Origin of the sequence: Nocardia sienata NBRC 100364, assembly GCF_001613205.1 — a bacterium.
GTDB classification, from domain to species: domain Bacteria; phylum Actinomycetota; class Actinomycetes; order Mycobacteriales; family Mycobacteriaceae; genus Nocardia; species Nocardia sienata.
This window is the reverse complement of sequence record NZ_BDBX01000002.1, coordinates 76,204-92,157: the sequence shown is the minus strand read 5'-3', so window position 1 is coordinate 92,157 and position 15,954 is coordinate 76,204. Positions and strand designations below refer to the sequence as shown.

Sequence of the window (15,954 nt, the reverse complement as noted above, 5' to 3'; positions counted from 1 at the left end):
CGGTATGGATTCAAATCGTCGTCGCAATGCTTGCGACTTCAGACTGGATGGTCCGATTTAATGGTCCTCCCATCCTCATGCCTTGTCACTAGCCGTTCGCTTTCCTGAACGTGTTGGGGAATCAGCAATCAAACCCGCATACCGGAGATTGCGAGGACCCCACCCGGTCCTGGTGGAGCTGGCGGCCGGTCGCTCCACCACCTCGTCGGCCCCCGAATCCGCAATGTAGATCCGAACGCCGCGCCAGCTTGAACGGTCCGGTCAACCTTGCGGATCGCAGCTCAGCCGGGCGTCCATCCGCAGGGTTCGCGCGGAGCGGACAACGTCAGATGCGGGTACTGCGCCGGCCGGCGGGCACGATTCAGAGCAGAAGGACGCCGAACACGACTCATCCGCTGTACGCGATCACGTGCAGCGGATGAGTCGTTGTCGGTAGGACGAGCAGAGCAGGTGCCGAGGGCCGGCCGGCCTCGCCGAGCGAGACGACCACCGGGGCCTCCATCGGGAAGTGGGCCGGCATCAGCAGCAAGCCCTCCCGAGCGCAGCGTTCGAGAAGGGTATCGCAGGTACGGCGCGCCGCGAGCGGGTCGGCGTCTCCCTCTTGGACGAGAAGGGCGCAGCAGAACTGGATCGGGTGGTGGACGACGTCCCCGGAGATGACGGCGCTGCGGTCGGGGGAACAGAACTCGACGATCTGATGACCGGCGGTGTGGCCCGGACCCGACCGGAGAACGACCCTCGTGTCGCCCTCCTCGGCGAGGATATGGTCGTCGTCGGCCGTGATCCACGTGGCCTGCTCCAGGATGGGCCGGATGCTGTCGTGATATGTCCGCACGAGATCCGACACGACGGAATTCGGCGCCGGGCTTGCCACCAGTGCCTGCAATCCGGCCAGTTCGACAGCGCCGTACACATAGGTGGCCCGTTCGAACGTCGGCACCCACGCCTCGTCGACGAGGCGGGTGTTCCAACCACAGTGGTCCGGATGCAGATGGGTGCTCACCACCAGGTCCACGTCGGCGGGCGAGTGCCCGGTGGCGGCGAACCGCTCTTCCCAGTCGGCGTCGAACATATGGTGCGGGAGCAGATTCGGCCGCTCCTTGTGGTTGCCGTTACCGGTGTCGACCACGAGCATCGTCTCCCCGATATCGATCACGTAGGTATGGATCGCGAGGATCAGATCCCCCGATTCGGGGTCCACGAACTGCGGCGGCAAGGCGGCCGCGGCGCGCTCGTCGACAGCCGGGAACAGGCCCGTGACCGAGAACGGCCAGCGTGCCAATTCGGTGAGCTGCCGGACGCGCGCCACCCCTATATCGACGGTGAAGGTCACCGCACCACTCTCCTCTCGGTCACGGATCGGTCCCGTGGATCCTCCTGTGCGGATCCGTGGCACCGCGACCGCGGCGTCCCCGATCATCAGTCCCGTCTTGCCGGGGTCACCCGACCGGCCCCCGACCGCGTCCGCCGAAACCGATCACAACGGCCTCGCGGCGCGGCTGTCCGGCTATCGCCTCCGACCTCGCCGGCCGTATCCGTGTTACCTGCCCGCAGAAGCCGGCGTCGGTATCGCCCCCGGCGATACCGACCCTGAATTCCCGGTACGCCGCGGCCCGGCGCGTCGTATCGGTCATATAATCGAGTTCTGAAATAATCCCGACCGGATAGGTCGGCGGAGTTCGCCACACGCCCATGCGCTGTGTGAGTTGTCGAGCGTGTCCATCAAGTCACCCGGTCGCGGGTGACGGTCGTGCGCAGCGGTGTGGCCGATCGGCGTGACTGATACCCGTGTCGTATTGGCATGGCGGGTGACCAGCGAAGGACTTCCGGCATGGCTCGTTATCTCCTGGCGGCAACTCCGATACCCGGGCATGTCGGGCCAATGCTCACCCTGGCGGTGGAGCTGCGGCGGCGGGGCCATCAGGTTCGGTTTCTGACCGGTACGTCGTTCCGGGAGACAGTCGCGGAACGGGGCATTCCATGTGCGGACCTCGCGATCGCCGCGGCGGTGACACCGGCCGGGCACCGACGCGTTCGGCCGCCGGGTCTGCTCGGCCGCCTGCGGACCGGGCGCTCGGAATTGCGCTCGGGCTTCCTCGACCCGATGGTTGCACAGTTCCGTGCCGTGACCGCCGAACTGGATCGCACCGATGTCGACGCCTTGTTCGTCGACGTGATGTTCACCGGGGCCATTCCGCTGTTGTCGGCGGGCACGGCCCGACCCCCGGTGCTGGCCTGCGGTGTCGTTCCGCTGATGCTGTCCAGCGCGGACGCTCCGCCGTTCGGTATGGGATGGCAGCCGCGGCCGGGCCGTGACTACACGGCTATGCACTGGTTCGTTCAGCACGTGTTGTTCGGAGGCGATCAGCGACGACTCGATGCGATCCTGAGTGAGCTCGCGCTCGGGCCGGCGCCGAGATTCTTGCTCGATTGGCCTGTGCTGGCAGACCGGCTGCTCCAGTTCACAGTGCCCGGTTTCGAGTATCCGCGCGGTGATCTGCCACAGTCGGTGGTGTTCACGGGGCCGATCCCGGCCGACCATTGCGGAGAAGCTTCACATGCCGGTCGGTGCAGTGAGTTGTCCGACGCACAAACCGTCGTCCATGTGACCCAGGGGACTTGGGACAATGATGATCTCGGGACTTTGATCGGGCCCACACTGAGAGCCTTGGGTGGACGCGCGGATACCGTGGTCGTGGCGTGCACCGGTGGCTCGCGGGCTCGGCTCGGCTCGATTCCCGCCAATGCGTATGTCACCGATTTCGTGCCCTACTCCCAGTTGCTCCCGCGCATCGACGTGATGATCACCAATGGCGGGTACGGCGGTGTGCAACAGGCTCTTCGCTGGGGGGTTCCCCTGATCGTCGCGGGTGACGGCGCGGACAAGCCGGAGGTCGCGGCGCGCGTGGCATATACGGGAGCGGGAATCGATCTGGGCACTGCGCGGCCTCGGCCCGCGGCGGTGGCGGACGCGGTCGACCGGGTACTGAATTTCGGCGAATATCGCGCAGCCGCGACACGGTTGGCGCGAGAGATCGCGGAGTCGTCGCCGTTCGACATCATCTCCGATGTCCTGGCCGAACTCGGCGCCGATGGGCCTCGGACAGATATCCGTTCTTCGAGCACTGGAGACTCCTGATGAGCACCCCGCCTTCCGCTCCCTCCGCCCGGCGCGAACCCGCGACGGCGGTTCGCCACGGGCGTGGCGAGCTGCCGGACGAGTGGGCCCGCCACACCTCGGGTCGCGGGAAACCTACCGTCGCCACTGTCCGGTATCGACGAACCGCGTGAGCACGGCTGAGGAGGCCGCATGGACCACTGGCAGTATCTGCTCGCTCTGCTGTTCTGTCTCGTCTCGACGGCGCCGCTGGAATTCTTCGGCGCCGGGGTCTATCGGCGGCCGCGATTGCTGATGGGTGCGCTGTGGCCGGCCGTGGCGTTCTTCGTGCTCTGGGACCTGACGGCGATCGCCGCGGGTGTGTGGAGCTTCAACGACCGATACACCCTAGGAGTCCTCCTGCCCGGTGCGATGCCGTTGGAGGAGTTGCTGTTCTTCGTCGTCGTGCCGGTATGCGGCCTGCTGACCTACGTCGCGATCGAGACGCTGCTCGGAATGCGGCATTCTCGCCTCGACGATGCCGAGAATGCCGCGCACCGATGAACCTCACCGGAGTCGGATACACGCTCCCCGCGGTTGCCGCGGTGGTCGTGGTGTACCTGGCCGAGCGGACGCTGTTGCATACCGGACTCTTCCGTCGACCGGCCTACTGGACCGCGATGCTGATCGTTTTGAGTTTCCAGATCCTGGTGGACGGCTGGCTCACCAGGCTCGATGCGCCGATCGTGGTGTACAACCCGGCCCACATCCTCGGACTCCGTTTTCCCTGGGATATACCCGTGGAGGATTTCCTCTTCGGATACGCGCTGGTGACCGCGGTACTCCTGGGCTGGGAGCACACACGGCAGCGACAGACAGGCGCCCGGCGATGAACGCGGCGGGCTCCGGAAATGGGCGAGACCGGCGGCGCGTGCGCTATCCGGCGGCACCGGGCCATCGCGACCTGAGCCGTCACGGGTCGCCTCCCCGGGTGGTCGTGGTCGGCGCGGGGATCGCGGGTCTGGCGGCCGCGACGGGCCTGGCCGAACGCGGCTGCCACGTCGAGGTCGTCGAACGGGAGCGGTATCTGGGCGGGCGGGTGGGCGGATGGAGCGAACGACTCGCCGACGGCACCGCCGTGGGCATGAACCGGGGCTTCCACGCATTCTTCGCCCAGTACTACAACCTGCGGAAGTTGCTGATGCGCAGTGACCCCCGGTTGAGCCGGCTCCGCCGGCTGGACGACTATCCGCTGATCGATGCCTACGGCCGCCGCGATACCTTCCGTGGGTTGCCGCGCACCCCGCCCTGGAACGCGCTGGCCTTCGCGCTGCGCAGCCCCACCTTCCGGCTACGCGACCTGGTCCGGATGGACGCGCGTGCCGCGGCGCCACTTGCCGCAGTGTCGGTGCCAGAGATCTATGCCCGGCTCGATCACCTCGATGCGGAAACGTTTCTGCGCAGCGTCAACTTTCCCGAAGCCGCCAGGCATCTGGCGTTCGAGGTATTCTCGCGTAGCTTCTTCATCGAGCCGGGGCGCATGTCTGCTGCCGAGCTGGCGACGATGTTCCACATCTACTTCCTCGGATCCAGCGAAGGTCTCGTCTTCGACGTCGCGCGGGACAACTTCGACATCGGCCTGTGGACGCCACTCGCGGAGTATCTCGCCGGGCCGCGCACGCCGGCACGGCCCGGCACGGTCGTCTTCCATCTGGGTGTATCCATCGACCGCGTCGACACCGAAGGCCACCGATTCCGGCTGGCCGACAGCACCGGAACGACCTCGACAGCCGATGCGGTGGTGCTCGCCACCGATATCACCGGCCTACGCCGCATCGTCGCGGCGTCACCGACGCTCGGTGACGCCCGGTGGCGCGCACGGGTGGCCGCATTGGCGGTCGCACCGGCATTCGCCGTCCACCGGCTCTGGCTGGACCGCCCGGTGCGCGCCGAACGCGCATGTTTCCTCGGCACCGGCGGTTTGGCTCCACTCGACAACATCAGCGTATTGGATCGCTATGAACACCAGGCTGCGAACTGGGCGAGCGAGGTCGGCGGCAGCGTCGTCGAACTACACGCCTACGCCGTGGCCGATACGACACCGCCGCCTACGGCGGGGGCACAGCTGCGCAAAAGACTGCTGGCACGGCTGCACTCGATGTATCCGGAGACCGCGGCGGCGAATATCGTCGGCGAGACCATGCTGCTGCGCCAGGACTGCCCGCGCTTCGCGCCGGGAGACTTCGCCGCACGCCCTGGTATCGCCACCCCGCATCCACGGCTGGTGCTCGCGGGTGACGGCATCCGCGTCGATCTGCCGGTGGCCTTGATGGAACGCGCCGCGACCACCGGCTGGATCGCGGCCAATACTCTGCTGCGCCAATGGAATGCGGCCGGACACACCCTGCACACGGTCCCCGCCCGAGGTCGTTCGGCGTTCCTGCGCACCGTCGCGACTCACGAAAGGCTACTCCGATGAGCACTCGCACCGCACTGATCAGATGGCCGAAGAACTCTCCTCTACAACGATTTTCTCCGGAGAAATGGTCGCGGCAGCAACCCACTCATCAGAGCGCGGACCCCGGCTTGATCGAGGCCGCACTGCACTGGTCACAACGGCGCCCCTCGGGTAACTGGTACACCATCGCCGCGAGCACAGCGATCCGCCGCGGTCATCCCTACGGCGTCAGGGTCGGCGGCCGGGAGATCGTCGCCTGGCGCGACGACGCAGGCACCCTGCACGCGGGCCCGGGCGCCTGCCCTCATCTCGGTGCACCCCTGGCCGCCGCGCACGTCGAGAACGACGCGCTGATCTGCCGCTGGCACGGGCTGCGGGTCGGCGCCGCCGGCAACGGCTCACGATGGTGTCCCTACCCGAGTTTCGACGACGGTGTGCTGGCCTGGGTACGGCTGGACTCGCTGGGGGCGGAGCCGGCCACCGACGCGCCGATCATCGGCCCGCGCCCCGCCGACCCCGCGGTGCATGCGGTGACTCGGCTGGTCGGGGTGTGCGAACCGCGCGATATCATCGCCAATCGGCTCGACCCGTGGCACGGCTCCTGGTTCCACCCCTATTCGTTCGCCCGTCTGGAGGTGGCGCGGACACCCCCGCGCGAAGGAATCACCGAGCAGAATCACAGGTATCTGGTCGACGTGACCTTCCGGGTGACCCGGCGGCTCGGCGTGCCGGTGCGGGCCGAGTTCAGTTGCCCGGACCCACGTACCATCACGATGCGTATCGTCGATGGTGAAGGGGCGGGCAGCGTAGTGGAAACCCATGCCACCCCGATCGGTCCCGATTCGGCCGGCCGGGCGCGCACAGCGGTGGTGGAGGCGACCATCGCCAGTTCGGAGCGGCCGGGGTTCCGGCATGTGCACCGAGTATTGCCGCTGGTACGCCCGGTACTGGACCGCGCGGCGAGACGACTGTGGCGCGACGATATGGCCTACGCCGAACGCCGGTACTTCTTGCGTACACACCGGACATGAGGGTTCGGCGACCTGCTCGACGCCGGAGCACCGGAAGTCCGGCGATCCGGAACCTATGAGTCGTGGGGATTCGGCGCGCTCATCCGATCCCGCCTGCGGGCATAGATGATCTGTTCGACACGAGCCACCGCGGTACCGTCGTCCGCGATGATCTCGGCAATATGATGCGATTGCGACTTGGCGCCGGAATCCGTGGTGCGCCGAATCACCTCGACCTCCTCCGGCGTCACCTGCATCGTGGTCCGGATGACGCCGCGACCCGGTCGCATGAAATCGGTGGTCGATTGCGTGTTCCATACTCGATAACCCGGACCTAATTGCCGCAGTGCGAGCAGTCCGAAGAATGTGTAATCCGCAGCGGCGTCGAAGGTGCCCGTCCTAGATTAGTAAGTCCGAAATCCGGTCAGTGTTTGTAGGAGATGAGTGACCGGGTGAGCGTTTGGCCGGTGGTGCGATTGTGGCAGATTGAGGCGCTATCTCCGCTGCTGAATTGCTACGACGTGATCAGTCGCGGCCGGGCATCCGGGCGTCCGTAGACCAGGATGCGCGGCAGCACTTCCCGCAAGCGTGCCACGTCCGCTGCCGGCGCACACAGCAACGCCTCGACAACGGGATCGGCCAGGCCGAGATCGTCCAGCGACTCGGGATCCAAGGTCACCCGAAGCACATCATCGGTCAGCTCCACGTCGCGTACACAGCCGTAGGCAGTGCCCTGATCAGGCGTAGCAAGGCAATGCGTGTCCATGCCCAGCGACACGTCCTGTTCGTCGGGCTCGTCGAAGTCACACATGAACAACAAGGAGAATCCCTCTTCGTCATTCGACTCCGCCACGCCCGCCATCATGCAATCGTCTACATCTGGATCATCGAGCCCGCACACAACCAGCGCCGTGAACCTGTACACCATGCACGTGTTCTAGCATGCTCACCTGATCCGAGTGTCGGTCAGTGGTCGTAGGCGATCAGTGACCGAGTGACGAGTGCGCCGGTGGTGTGGTTGTGCCAGATCGCGGCGCCATCGCCAACACGCGCTGGGCGACGCGGATCGCGACACCCTGAACGAGCGTCCGCCGTGGTCTCCAGGTCGAGTTGGACTTTGAGGGTGTCGTTGACCGACTCGATCAGCTGACGCACCTTCTTCAACAGCAGTTCACCGTAGCGGGCCTTCTCGTCCTTGCGCGAGGGCTGCAGCATGGTGATCCCGTACTCACCCATCAGGGTCTCGAACTCCCGGCCCGCGAAACCCTTGTCACAGATCAGCAGAATGCCCTCATGCTCACCCGCCACCGCGGCGTCGACATCCAGAATCGCCGAAAGTACTTGGCGCTCAGAGCCTTTAGGGTCGGCCAGAGCCCACAGGATCGGCATCCCGGTCGGGGTGCACACCAGATACAGTTTCAGCCCCCAGTAGAACCGCGAGTGCGAGGCGCAGTAGCCGTATCCGGCCCACCCGGCCACCTCCGAACGCTTCACCGTGGGCCGGGACGCCCCGCGCGGCACCGGGTGGAGTCCACGATCCAGCAGTCATCGAGCCAGAAATCACTCGACCGCGCCAGCACCCGGATCACCCGCTTGACCAGACCCAGCGCGTTCCGGAGCCGCTTGTTGTAGCCGGACTGCTGCGGCAAATACCGGAATATCCCGGTCAAATGTTTGCGGGCGTACCGCAGCCAGTGTGCTTCGGAGGTGAATCCGAGCAGCGATTGGGCCACCGCCAGGCACACCAGTTCCGAATCGATCAGTACCGGTGGCCGCCCCGTCCAGCGTGGACCTGCCAATTCGTCGTCGATTTTCACGTACAGTGCGGAAGGAGAGCGTCGAGGTCGTTCGTCACACAATGATCTTCGGCGCTCTCCTCCCATGTCCAGGCAACGCCGGGGCTTCGGACTTACTCGCCTAGGTGCGCGCGACACCGCGTCGGCGCGGTCAGCGGTCGAGAGAGGCTCGAGGCCACCAGTTCTCGAGAGAGCAGGCGACAGAATCGGTTATTCGGCCGCAGCGAGGACCGCGCGCTGTTCCCGCACGAGCTGATGGGTTTCATCCTGGCTGCGCCCCCATGCCTCGGCCACATAGGGACCAGCCGAAACAACGCAGGTCCAGGCATTCGGATGATCTCTACCGTCTGAAAGGCAGGAGGTCTCGGGCTGCTCGGCAGGCGCCGGCGCCACGGTCTTGCCGTGTGCGGCGGCGATCGTCTCCGCCAAGAACCCGCGGAGCCGCGCAGCACCCGCGGAATCGGCGGCGCGATACACGGTTGTTCCCTTGTTCGCCATCGCCGACACACCCAACTCAGGGTAGAGCCGGGCAGCCGCCACCTGGTCCTCGGCGAACAGCACAGCCCCACGCTGCCCATACGCGCCCGGCCCGGTGGCGTTCGCCCCTACCGACAACGCGAATACTCCATCGGGATCGTAGGGAAGCCGTGCCAGCTCCGGTACCGGAGTCGCAGCGAACGAGTCCAGCAACGGACGCTGCAGTTCCAGCGCCCGGGTGATCACCCGCTCTATCGCTGCGCGGTCGCGGTCTCGAACCTCGGTGTAGACGACATAATCGCGATAGGAGGTGATCGCCAGGCCGTCGAGCCGCCCGCTCTGGTCGCGCAGGCCGAAGTGAGTGTCTGCCTCGCCCGGGAGGGGTGCGGGTTCGCGGTCCGCGGTGTCCCACATTCCCCGTGACCGCTCGGCGGCCGCGGCCAGATCGGTCGCCGCGGCACACGCACTCGCACTGTCGCGGAACCGCATGATCGCGTGGGTGAGCCAGCGACTGTCCTGTGACCGGGCATCCCCGGCAAACCGTGTGCTGACGAACCCGGCGAGCAGACCATGGTCCTCGGCCGCGTCGGCGACCTCGTTGTTGTGCCCGGCGGTAACCATCAGCCGCGAACCGGTCAGCACACCGGAGCTGCTGTGATGGACGTAGTCCGGGTCGATCGCGGTGGGCAACGCCATGGCCTCGGCCATGCGCGCCCCTTCGGCGAGTGCACCATCACCGAATTCGTCCTCGCCGGTCTCCGCCGGCGCCGCTGCGCACGGTACGACCTCCACCGCTGCCGTATCGGTAGCGCTCTGGCATCCGCTCACCAGAAGCGCCGCGGCGGTGGCCGCAGCGGCCGCGGCCCGCGTCCGGCTATAACCCTCGGATGTGCGAAATATGGTGCAGCGGCCTGCGGTAAGCCGCAGAAAAGGGCGATCGGCGCGCATGTTGTCCCCCTGATGATGCTCCACACCGGCACGGCCGGTCAGGCTCGGCAAGAATATCCCGACCGGACCCGCGGTGAACAATCGGTTACGGGAAACGTAGCCGTACCCGCCATTGACCTGCATACTCGCGCTCGCCGCACAGGCTGCGCCACAAACATTCACAGATTCGCCGAGAGCGTCATCTCGATGATCCCTGCGGCGCGGCAACGGTCGGTCTCGTCGGATGACGGATATGGGGAGCCTGCGCGAGAGGAGTCTCCGGGTGGAGGGCCGTCCTGAGCGAAGTCGGTTCCACCGCGCCGACACGGCGGTACATCTCGCAATGCCCACCGTCAAGACGATTCGTATCGTCTCGTAGAGCTGCTACGATTCGAGCATGGCCAAGCAACCCGATCCCGCACGCCGCAGTGAGCGCTCCCGGCAAGCCATCCTCACCGCAGCCCGCGAGCTGGTCTCCGAGCTGGGGTACGCGAAGCTGTCCGTCGAGGCCATCGCGGCCAGGGCCGGCGTGGGCAAACAAACCATCTACCGCTGGTGGCCCTCCAAAGGCGCGGTGGTGCTGGACGCCTTCCTGGCGCTCAGCGAAGAGGGGCCGGACCAGAGCACGGCGCTACCCGATACCGGCGACCTGAAAGCCGACCTCGAGACCGTGATGCGCGCGACGGTGGCCGAATTCGCCGACCCCGCGTTCGAGAGCCCGATCCGCGCGCTCAACACCGAGATCATCAACGACCCCGCTCTGGCCGCCCAGTACCACGCCAAGCTGGCCGGGCCGTTGGACGAGGCCAAGAAGGACCGGCTACGCAGCGCACAGCGAGCCGGGCAGCTCGACGCCCACGCCGATCTCGACCTGGCGCTCGAACTGCTCTACGCGCCCCTCTACCAACGCTGGCTGCTCCGGTCCGGCCCGCTCACCCCCGAATACGCCGACGCCCTCGTCGAGGTCTTCCTCAAAGCCATGCGGCCCGACGCTGCCGGGTGAATTCGGCCGGGGTGAATGAGCGTCGGCGCACCCCTTATGACTGTCGAGCCCTCGGCTCCTGCGGACGGTTCGCGCAATCGGGAAGAGAAGTTCACCCGAGTGCCCGGCGGCCGGCAAGCCGCGGGACCGGAGCGCAATCGCCGCGGCCCCACCGCCGGCGGTGCCGAATGTCAGGCCGGGACCGGGGTCCACTGTTCGGCCGGTGGGCGACCGGGCAGCGGTTGCCCGATCAGGGCGAGCGGAACGAAGAAGTTCACCTGGCCGATGGCCATGGCGAGAGTGGCCAGGGCCTTGTCGTCGTAGTGTTCGGCCGCGTGGGCGTAGAGCTCCTCGGGTACCCGCTCACCGTGGGGTGCCGGCTGCAGGACGGCTTCGACCAGGGCCAGCGCGGCGCGTTCGGGCTCGGTGAAGTAGGGCGCGTCGCGCCAGGTCGCGACCGCGGCGATGCGGTCTTCGGATTCACCGGCAGTGCGCAGGTTGCCCGTGTGCAGGATTGTCAGGTAGGTGCTGCCGACGATCTGGCCGGCGCGAAGCTGCACGAGACCTATCGTGGTCCGCGGGATCGCCCCGTTGCCGGTGGCCTTGAACAGTGCCGCGCCGATCTCGCCGAGTTCGGGGACGAGCTGCTGGGGGTTGGGCAGCCGGGAGCCGCTGCGCTGCTGGGTGGTGGTGTTCGTGTTCATCGTTGTTCCTTCTCTGTTGTGGTGAATCCGTGGTGGGTCAGGCGGGCTGGGGGCGGCGTCCGGCGGTGCCGAGTGCGCGCAGGGTGGCAGTGGTGGAGGTGCCCTGGGGCAGCCAGGCGCGGGCGGCGAAGGTGGCGGCGGCGAAGAACAACGGCATCGCCCATTTGTCGGGGCCGTCCCCGGCAGCCACATGCGAGGTGGCGGCACCGCCGTAAACGAAAACCAGTCCGGCGTAGGCCCATTCCTTGGTTTGCGGGTGGCCGGGGGTCAGTATCGCGGCGAGCGCGGCGGTTTTGGCCACGCCCAGAATGGTGGCGAAGTACATGGGGTAGCCGAGGTGGTCGAAAGAGTCGCGGACATAGGAGATCCGGGCCAGATCCCAATACGCGCCCACCGCGGTTTCGGCCACGACGGCGGTCACGGGTACCCAGCGTGCGAGTTTCAGGCCCCGGGAGATCATCGAAGTGGTGCGAGTGGACATGGTCGTGTTGCTCCTATCAGTGAGAGGGTGGTCGCCGAAGGTCAGGCGGCGGTCGCGAGACCGGTGGTGGTCGCGGCGCGGTGTAGCGCGGCGGCGAGCCGGGCGTTTTCAGGTGCGTTGAAAGCGAAGGCGGCGCGGCGGCGGGTGTAGCCGTAGGCCAGACCGCTGTGCGGGTCGGCGAAGCCGTCCGAGCCCGCGGAGCCGGTGTGCCCGAAGGCGTGAGCGCCCAGGAACGGATACAGCAGGCTCTTGGCTTCGAAACCCAGCGTGTACGGCGCCTGCGCGCCGCGGACAAGGTCCGCACCGCAGGAGTGGATGGCCGAGACGGTGGCGATTGTGTCCAGCGACAACAGCGGTTCCCGGCCGTCGATACCGGTGGTGGCCGCCGCGTACATCGCTGCCACACCGTTCGCGCTGCCGACGCCGCCGGCCGAGCCCTGGCCGCGGCGGCGCAGCATGGTGTCGTTGGGCAGCGCCATGACGTCGGGGGCGGTGAAACCGCGGGCGTTGAGGTTGTAGGAGATACCCGCAACGCTGTGCGGGGCGGGTGAGTTCGCGGCGAAGGCCGCCTCCATCTCCGCGCTCGCTCGCCACGGCAGGATGGGCAGGTACCTGTGATCGAGTTCTTCGGGCAGACCCAGGTACACGTCGAGGCCGTAGGGTGCGCGGATCCGCTGCTCGAAAAGCTCCTGGATGGTGCTGCCGGTGATCGCTCGTACCACTTCGCCGATGATGGCGTAGGTGACGAACCCGCCGTATCCGTGGACCGAACCCGGTTTGAAGAAGGGCCGCTGTCCGACCAGGCGTTCGGCGATGACCTGTTCGTCGGCGAGTTCGGCAACGGTGAATCCGCCGTCGACCCCGACTATCCCGGACCGGTGGACGAGCACGTCCCGCACGGTGATGCGCTCCTTGCCCGCCGCGGCGAACCGTGGCCAGTAATGGGCGACCGGCCGATCGACATCGAGGGCACCGTCTTGGATCAGCAGCGCCACCACCAGGCCGGCGGCGCCCTTGCTGGTGGAATGCAGACCCGTCAGCGAGGTGCCGGAAACCTCCGCGCCGGCCCACAGATCCACCACCTTCCGACCCCGGACGAATGCGGCCAGCTGCGCATTCGATTCGCCGTCCTCCGCGGTGACGACGGCGGCGAACTCGGCACGCACCTGCTCGTATCCGGCGGCGACGGTGCCGTGTACTTCGATCCCGTTCACAGTGTTGTTCCTCTCGAAAGCAGCCGAGACGGCTCAGCGGCGGCAGCATTCGGTTCCGAACAGCCGCCGCGATCGGTGGTCTGGTGTACTGACGGACGGCGGCGCGAAAACGTGACCTCGACACGGAAAGGAGCAGGTAGAGCTCATGGAAAGCCAGGACCGGCACCACCGGGTCGGGTTCCGGCGATCGGAGTCGGGCAACGCGCATGACGAGCCGGCGACGAGAAGAAGCCGGCGAGAACTCATAGGGGTCACGTTTCCTGCCGCCCGTTCGTCATCGGTACGGGACGAGATCGAGGAGGAACCCGTGCACGACGAGCAGTTACTGGCCGAGGAATTCGAAGGACACCGCACCCACCTACGAGCGGTCGCCTACCGGATGCTCGGCTCGCTCACCGAAGCCGACGACGCAGTACAAGAAGCGTGGCTGCGACTGGCCCGCACCGACGCCACCGACGTCGGCAACCTCGGCGGCTGGCTGACCACCGTCGTCGGACGGGTCTGCCTCGATATGCTCCGTACCCGCAAAACCCGCAGCGAAGAACCACTCGAAGCCGAGCACCTGCCCGACCCGGTGATCACCAGTGAGTCCACCTTCGACCCGGAACACGAAGCACTGCTCGCCGACTCGGTAGGCCTGGCATTACTGGTCGTACTGGAGTCACTGAGCCCGGCCGAACGACTCGCCTTCGTCCTGCACGACATGTTCGCCCTGCCGTATGAGCAGATCGCGCCCATCGTGGACCGCACTCCACAGACCGCCAAGAAACTTGCCAGCCAGGCCCGGCGCCGAGTCCAGGGAAGCATCCCGGAGCCGAATCCGGACCTGCTCCGGCAACGCCGCGTCGTCGACGCCTTCCTCACCGCCGCCCGCGGCGGCGACTTCGACGAACTCCTGCGCATCCTCGACCCCGGCGTGGTGCTGCGCGCCGACTCCGGCGCGGCGATGCGCGTAATCCGCGGCGCGGCCGCCGTCGCCGGACAAACCGAAACATTCCAGCGCATGGTCACCCTCTGCACCATCCACCCCGCCCTCGTCAACGGCCACGCAGGACTGGTCAACACCCTCGACGACGCGCCCTTCTCCATCATCGGCTTCACCGTCGCCGGCGACCGCATCACCGCGATCGACATCCTCGCCGACCGTGACCGCCTCGACCGGCTCGACCTGACCGCCGTACTCGGACGGGCATGAAGGCGCTTGGCGGACAGAGCGAACCGGCTCTCTCGCAATTGCTTTCGGCCGACTGAACCTTGAACAACGAGTTCGGCTTCCTGCTGCCGGTTCGTTGGTAGCATGCGTGCGGCGAACCGACCACCATGTCGGCGGAAGACAAGGGGCGCGAATGGAAGTGGAGGACGTCCACCATTCGTACGGCAGGCGGTCGGTGCTGCGCGGCATCGATATCGTGTTGCCTGCGGGGGCGCTGGTGGGAATCGTCGGCGAGAACGGGGTGGGCAAGTCGACATTGTTGAAAGTGCTTTCCGGAGAGCTGCGACCGGACCGCGGGGTGGTCCGGCATCGCGGGCGGTTCGGTTACTGCCCCCAGCGGGTGGTTCTCAACGATGCGTTCACAGTTCGCCAGCACCTGGACTTCTTCGCCGCGGCCTACGCTGTCGCGGACCTGCGGCGGGCCGAGGAGACCATGGAAATCCTGCGCTTCTCCGAATATGCCGGTGAGCGGGTCGCCACGCTGAGCGGCGGTACGCGCCAGAAACTCAACCTCACGCTCGCGGTGATGCACGATCCGCAGGTGCTGTTACTCGACGAGCCGTATCAGGGTTTCGACTGGGAGACGTATCTACGTTTCTGGGATCTGGTCGCGGAGTTCCGAGACACCGGCCGGTCGGTGCTGATCGTCTCGCATCTGGCACACGACACCGACAGGCTGGATCAGGTGTGGCGGTTGCACGAGGGCGTGCTCAGGAGCAGACAGGAGACAGCCGGATGAGCGACGGCCTGCGACTGTTCCTGATCGCCACGCGTTTGGGCCTCGTCGAGCACGCGCGTAACCGGTTCGCCATGGTGTTGGTGGCCGTCTTCGTCCCCGTTCTGATCACTCTGGTGCGCGTGGCGGTCACCGATATCGAGGTACCGTTCCGGCTCCGCGACACCGGTCTCGTGCTGCGCGCCGACGGCAATGAGCTGGCCCAGATCAGCGGCGCCCTCACCGCGGTCTCGCTGATCATCGGGTTCATGATGTTCGCGGCGACTTTCGGCAGCGGAGCCTTCGACCGGCGTCTGTCGATGGCCGGATTCCCCCGGGTGGCATTGGCTCTGGCGAAAATCGCCTGTCTGGTGGTGGCCTCGCTGGGAGTCTGTGTCTATGCCACCGCTGTCATCTGCTGCTACTGGTCGCCGCAACGGCCGATCCAGCTCGCCGCGGCGCTGTTCTGCGCGGCGATGACCTACGGCGCGCTGGGTGTCGCCCTCGGCGCGCTGCTGCGCCGCGAAGTCGAGGGCATGTTCGCCATAGCGATGATCAGCTGTTTCGACATGGCTGTGCAGAACCCCATCGCCAGCAGCGGCGCGGACAGCGAATTCGTACGCTGGCTGCCTTCCTACGGTGCGATGCAGGCCTCGACCGCAGCCGTTTCTCCGACACCACCCTCTTCGCGGGGTTCGCCGTGCAACTGGTCTGGTTCACCGCGAGCGCCCTCGCCGGACTGGTCGCCTTCCATCTGCGCACCCGCTCGTCCCTCGGACCCACGCGGTGGAGTCGGATCTCCGCGTTCCGCATCCTCGGGCCGGCGAAGTCCGGACAGCCGGCGAAACACTGAGCGCGTGTCCCGGGCCGTCCGCACTGG

At 66.8% G+C, this 15,954-nt stretch carries 15 protein-coding genes and 1 pseudogene; 8 read left to right on the top strand and 8 right to left on the bottom strand.

What is annotated here, in order from left to right; all coding sequences use genetic code 11:
• Positions 1-388: 388 nt before the first annotated feature.
• Complete coding sequence (locus tag NS4_RS00885; RefSeq protein ID WP_063057533.1) at positions 389-1,333, bottom strand: MBL fold metallo-hydrolase; 945 nt, start codon at positions 1,331-1,333, stop codon at positions 389-391.
• 498 nt (positions 1,334-1,831) lie between these two features.
• Here NS4_RS00885 and NS4_RS00875 point away from each other — a divergent pair, with 498 nt between their 5' ends.
• The 5 genes from NS4_RS00875 to NS4_RS00855 all read left to right on the top strand — a co-directional run bounded on the left by NS4_RS00875 (position 1,832) and on the right by NS4_RS00855 (position 6,586).
• Positions 1,832-3,139 (top strand): glycosyltransferase, encoded by a 1,308-nt coding sequence (locus tag NS4_RS00875; RefSeq protein WP_063057531.1) that lies wholly within the window; start codon positions 1,832-1,834, stop codon positions 3,137-3,139.
• A gap of 171 nt (positions 3,140-3,310) precedes the next feature.
• Entirely contained in the window at positions 3,311-3,661 is a 351-nt protein-coding gene (locus NS4_RS00870; RefSeq protein WP_063057530.1) for a lycopene cyclase domain-containing protein, read from the top strand.
• Positions 3,658-3,990 (top strand): lycopene cyclase domain-containing protein, encoded by a 333-nt coding sequence (locus NS4_RS00865; RefSeq protein ID WP_063057529.1) that lies wholly within the window; start codon positions 3,658-3,660, stop codon positions 3,988-3,990. Before NS4_RS00870 ends, NS4_RS00865 begins: the two co-directional genes overlap by 4 nt.
• Positions 3,987-5,576 carry an FAD-dependent oxidoreductase gene (locus NS4_RS00860; RefSeq protein ID WP_063057528.1) on the top strand — a complete coding sequence of 530 codons (1,590 nt, stop codon included), beginning with the start codon at positions 3,987-3,989 and terminating at the stop codon, positions 5,574-5,576. Before NS4_RS00865 ends, NS4_RS00860 begins: the two co-directional genes overlap by 4 nt.
• Positions 5,573-6,586, top strand: coding sequence for a Rieske (2Fe-2S) protein (locus tag NS4_RS00855; RefSeq protein ID WP_063057527.1), 1,014 nt, complete (start codon positions 5,573-5,575; stop codon positions 6,584-6,586). Before NS4_RS00860 ends, NS4_RS00855 begins: the two co-directional genes overlap by 4 nt.
• A gap of 53 nt (positions 6,587-6,639) precedes the next feature.
• On the opposite strand, the gene NS4_RS00850 is transcribed toward NS4_RS00855, so the two are convergent.
• The 4 genes and pseudogenes from NS4_RS00850 to NS4_RS00835 all read right to left on the bottom strand — a co-directional run bounded on the left by NS4_RS00850 (position 6,640) and on the right by NS4_RS00835 (position 9,666).
• Positions 6,640-6,921: a hotdog family protein gene (locus tag NS4_RS00850; protein ID WP_084486458.1), complete on the bottom strand. Its 282-nt coding sequence runs from the start codon at positions 6,919-6,921 to the stop codon at positions 6,640-6,642.
• 158 nt (positions 6,922-7,079) lie between these two features.
• Positions 7,080-7,493 carry an Imm10 family immunity protein gene (locus NS4_RS00845; RefSeq protein ID WP_063057525.1) on the bottom strand — a complete coding sequence of 138 codons (414 nt, stop codon included), beginning with the start codon at positions 7,491-7,493 and terminating at the stop codon, positions 7,080-7,082.
• Positions 7,494-7,531: 38 nt separating this feature from the next.
• A pseudogene (locus NS4_RS33930) lies at positions 7,532-8,420 on the bottom strand (IS982 family transposase).
• A 151-nt stretch (positions 8,421-8,571) separates the two neighbouring features.
• Complete coding sequence (locus tag NS4_RS00835; RefSeq protein ID WP_157105821.1) at positions 8,572-9,666, bottom strand: DUF7373 family lipoprotein; 1,095 nt, start codon at positions 9,664-9,666, stop codon at positions 8,572-8,574.
• Positions 9,667-10,162: 496 nt separating this feature from the next.
• On the opposite strand from NS4_RS00835, the gene NS4_RS00830 reads away from it, so the two are divergent.
• Positions 10,163-10,768, top strand: coding sequence for a TetR/AcrR family transcriptional regulator (locus tag NS4_RS00830; protein WP_063057523.1), 606 nt, complete (start codon positions 10,163-10,165; stop codon positions 10,766-10,768).
• 170 nt (positions 10,769-10,938) lie between these two features.
• Here NS4_RS00830 and NS4_RS00825 read toward each other — a convergent pair whose 3' ends face one another.
• From NS4_RS00825 to NS4_RS00815, 3 genes are read right to left on the bottom strand one after another with little or no spacing between them, the layout of a single operon-like run.
• On the bottom strand, positions 10,939-11,451 hold the full coding sequence (locus NS4_RS00825; RefSeq protein ID WP_063057522.1) for a carboxymuconolactone decarboxylase family protein: 513 nt from the start codon (positions 11,449-11,451) through the stop codon (positions 10,939-10,941).
• Between the two features lie 37 nt (positions 11,452-11,488).
• Complete coding sequence (locus NS4_RS00820; RefSeq protein WP_063057521.1) at positions 11,489-11,932, bottom strand: DoxX family protein; 444 nt, start codon at positions 11,930-11,932, stop codon at positions 11,489-11,491.
• Positions 11,933-11,973: 41 nt separating this feature from the next.
• Positions 11,974-13,146 carry a serine hydrolase domain-containing protein gene (locus NS4_RS00815; protein ID WP_063057520.1) on the bottom strand — a complete coding sequence of 391 codons (1,173 nt, stop codon included), beginning with the start codon at positions 13,144-13,146 and terminating at the stop codon, positions 11,974-11,976.
• 307 nt (positions 13,147-13,453) lie between these two features.
• On the opposite strand from NS4_RS00815, the gene NS4_RS00810 reads away from it, so the two are divergent.
• Entirely contained in the window at positions 13,454-14,341 is an 888-nt protein-coding gene (locus NS4_RS00810) for a sigma-70 family RNA polymerase sigma factor (RefSeq protein ID WP_063057519.1), read from the top strand.
• 151 nt (positions 14,342-14,492) lie between these two features.
• Positions 14,493-15,098, top strand: a complete 606-nt coding sequence (locus tag NS4_RS00805) for an ABC transporter ATP-binding protein (RefSeq protein ID WP_063057518.1) — start codon at positions 14,493-14,495, stop codon at positions 15,096-15,098.
• The last annotated feature ends 856 nt before the right edge of the window (positions 15,099-15,954 follow it).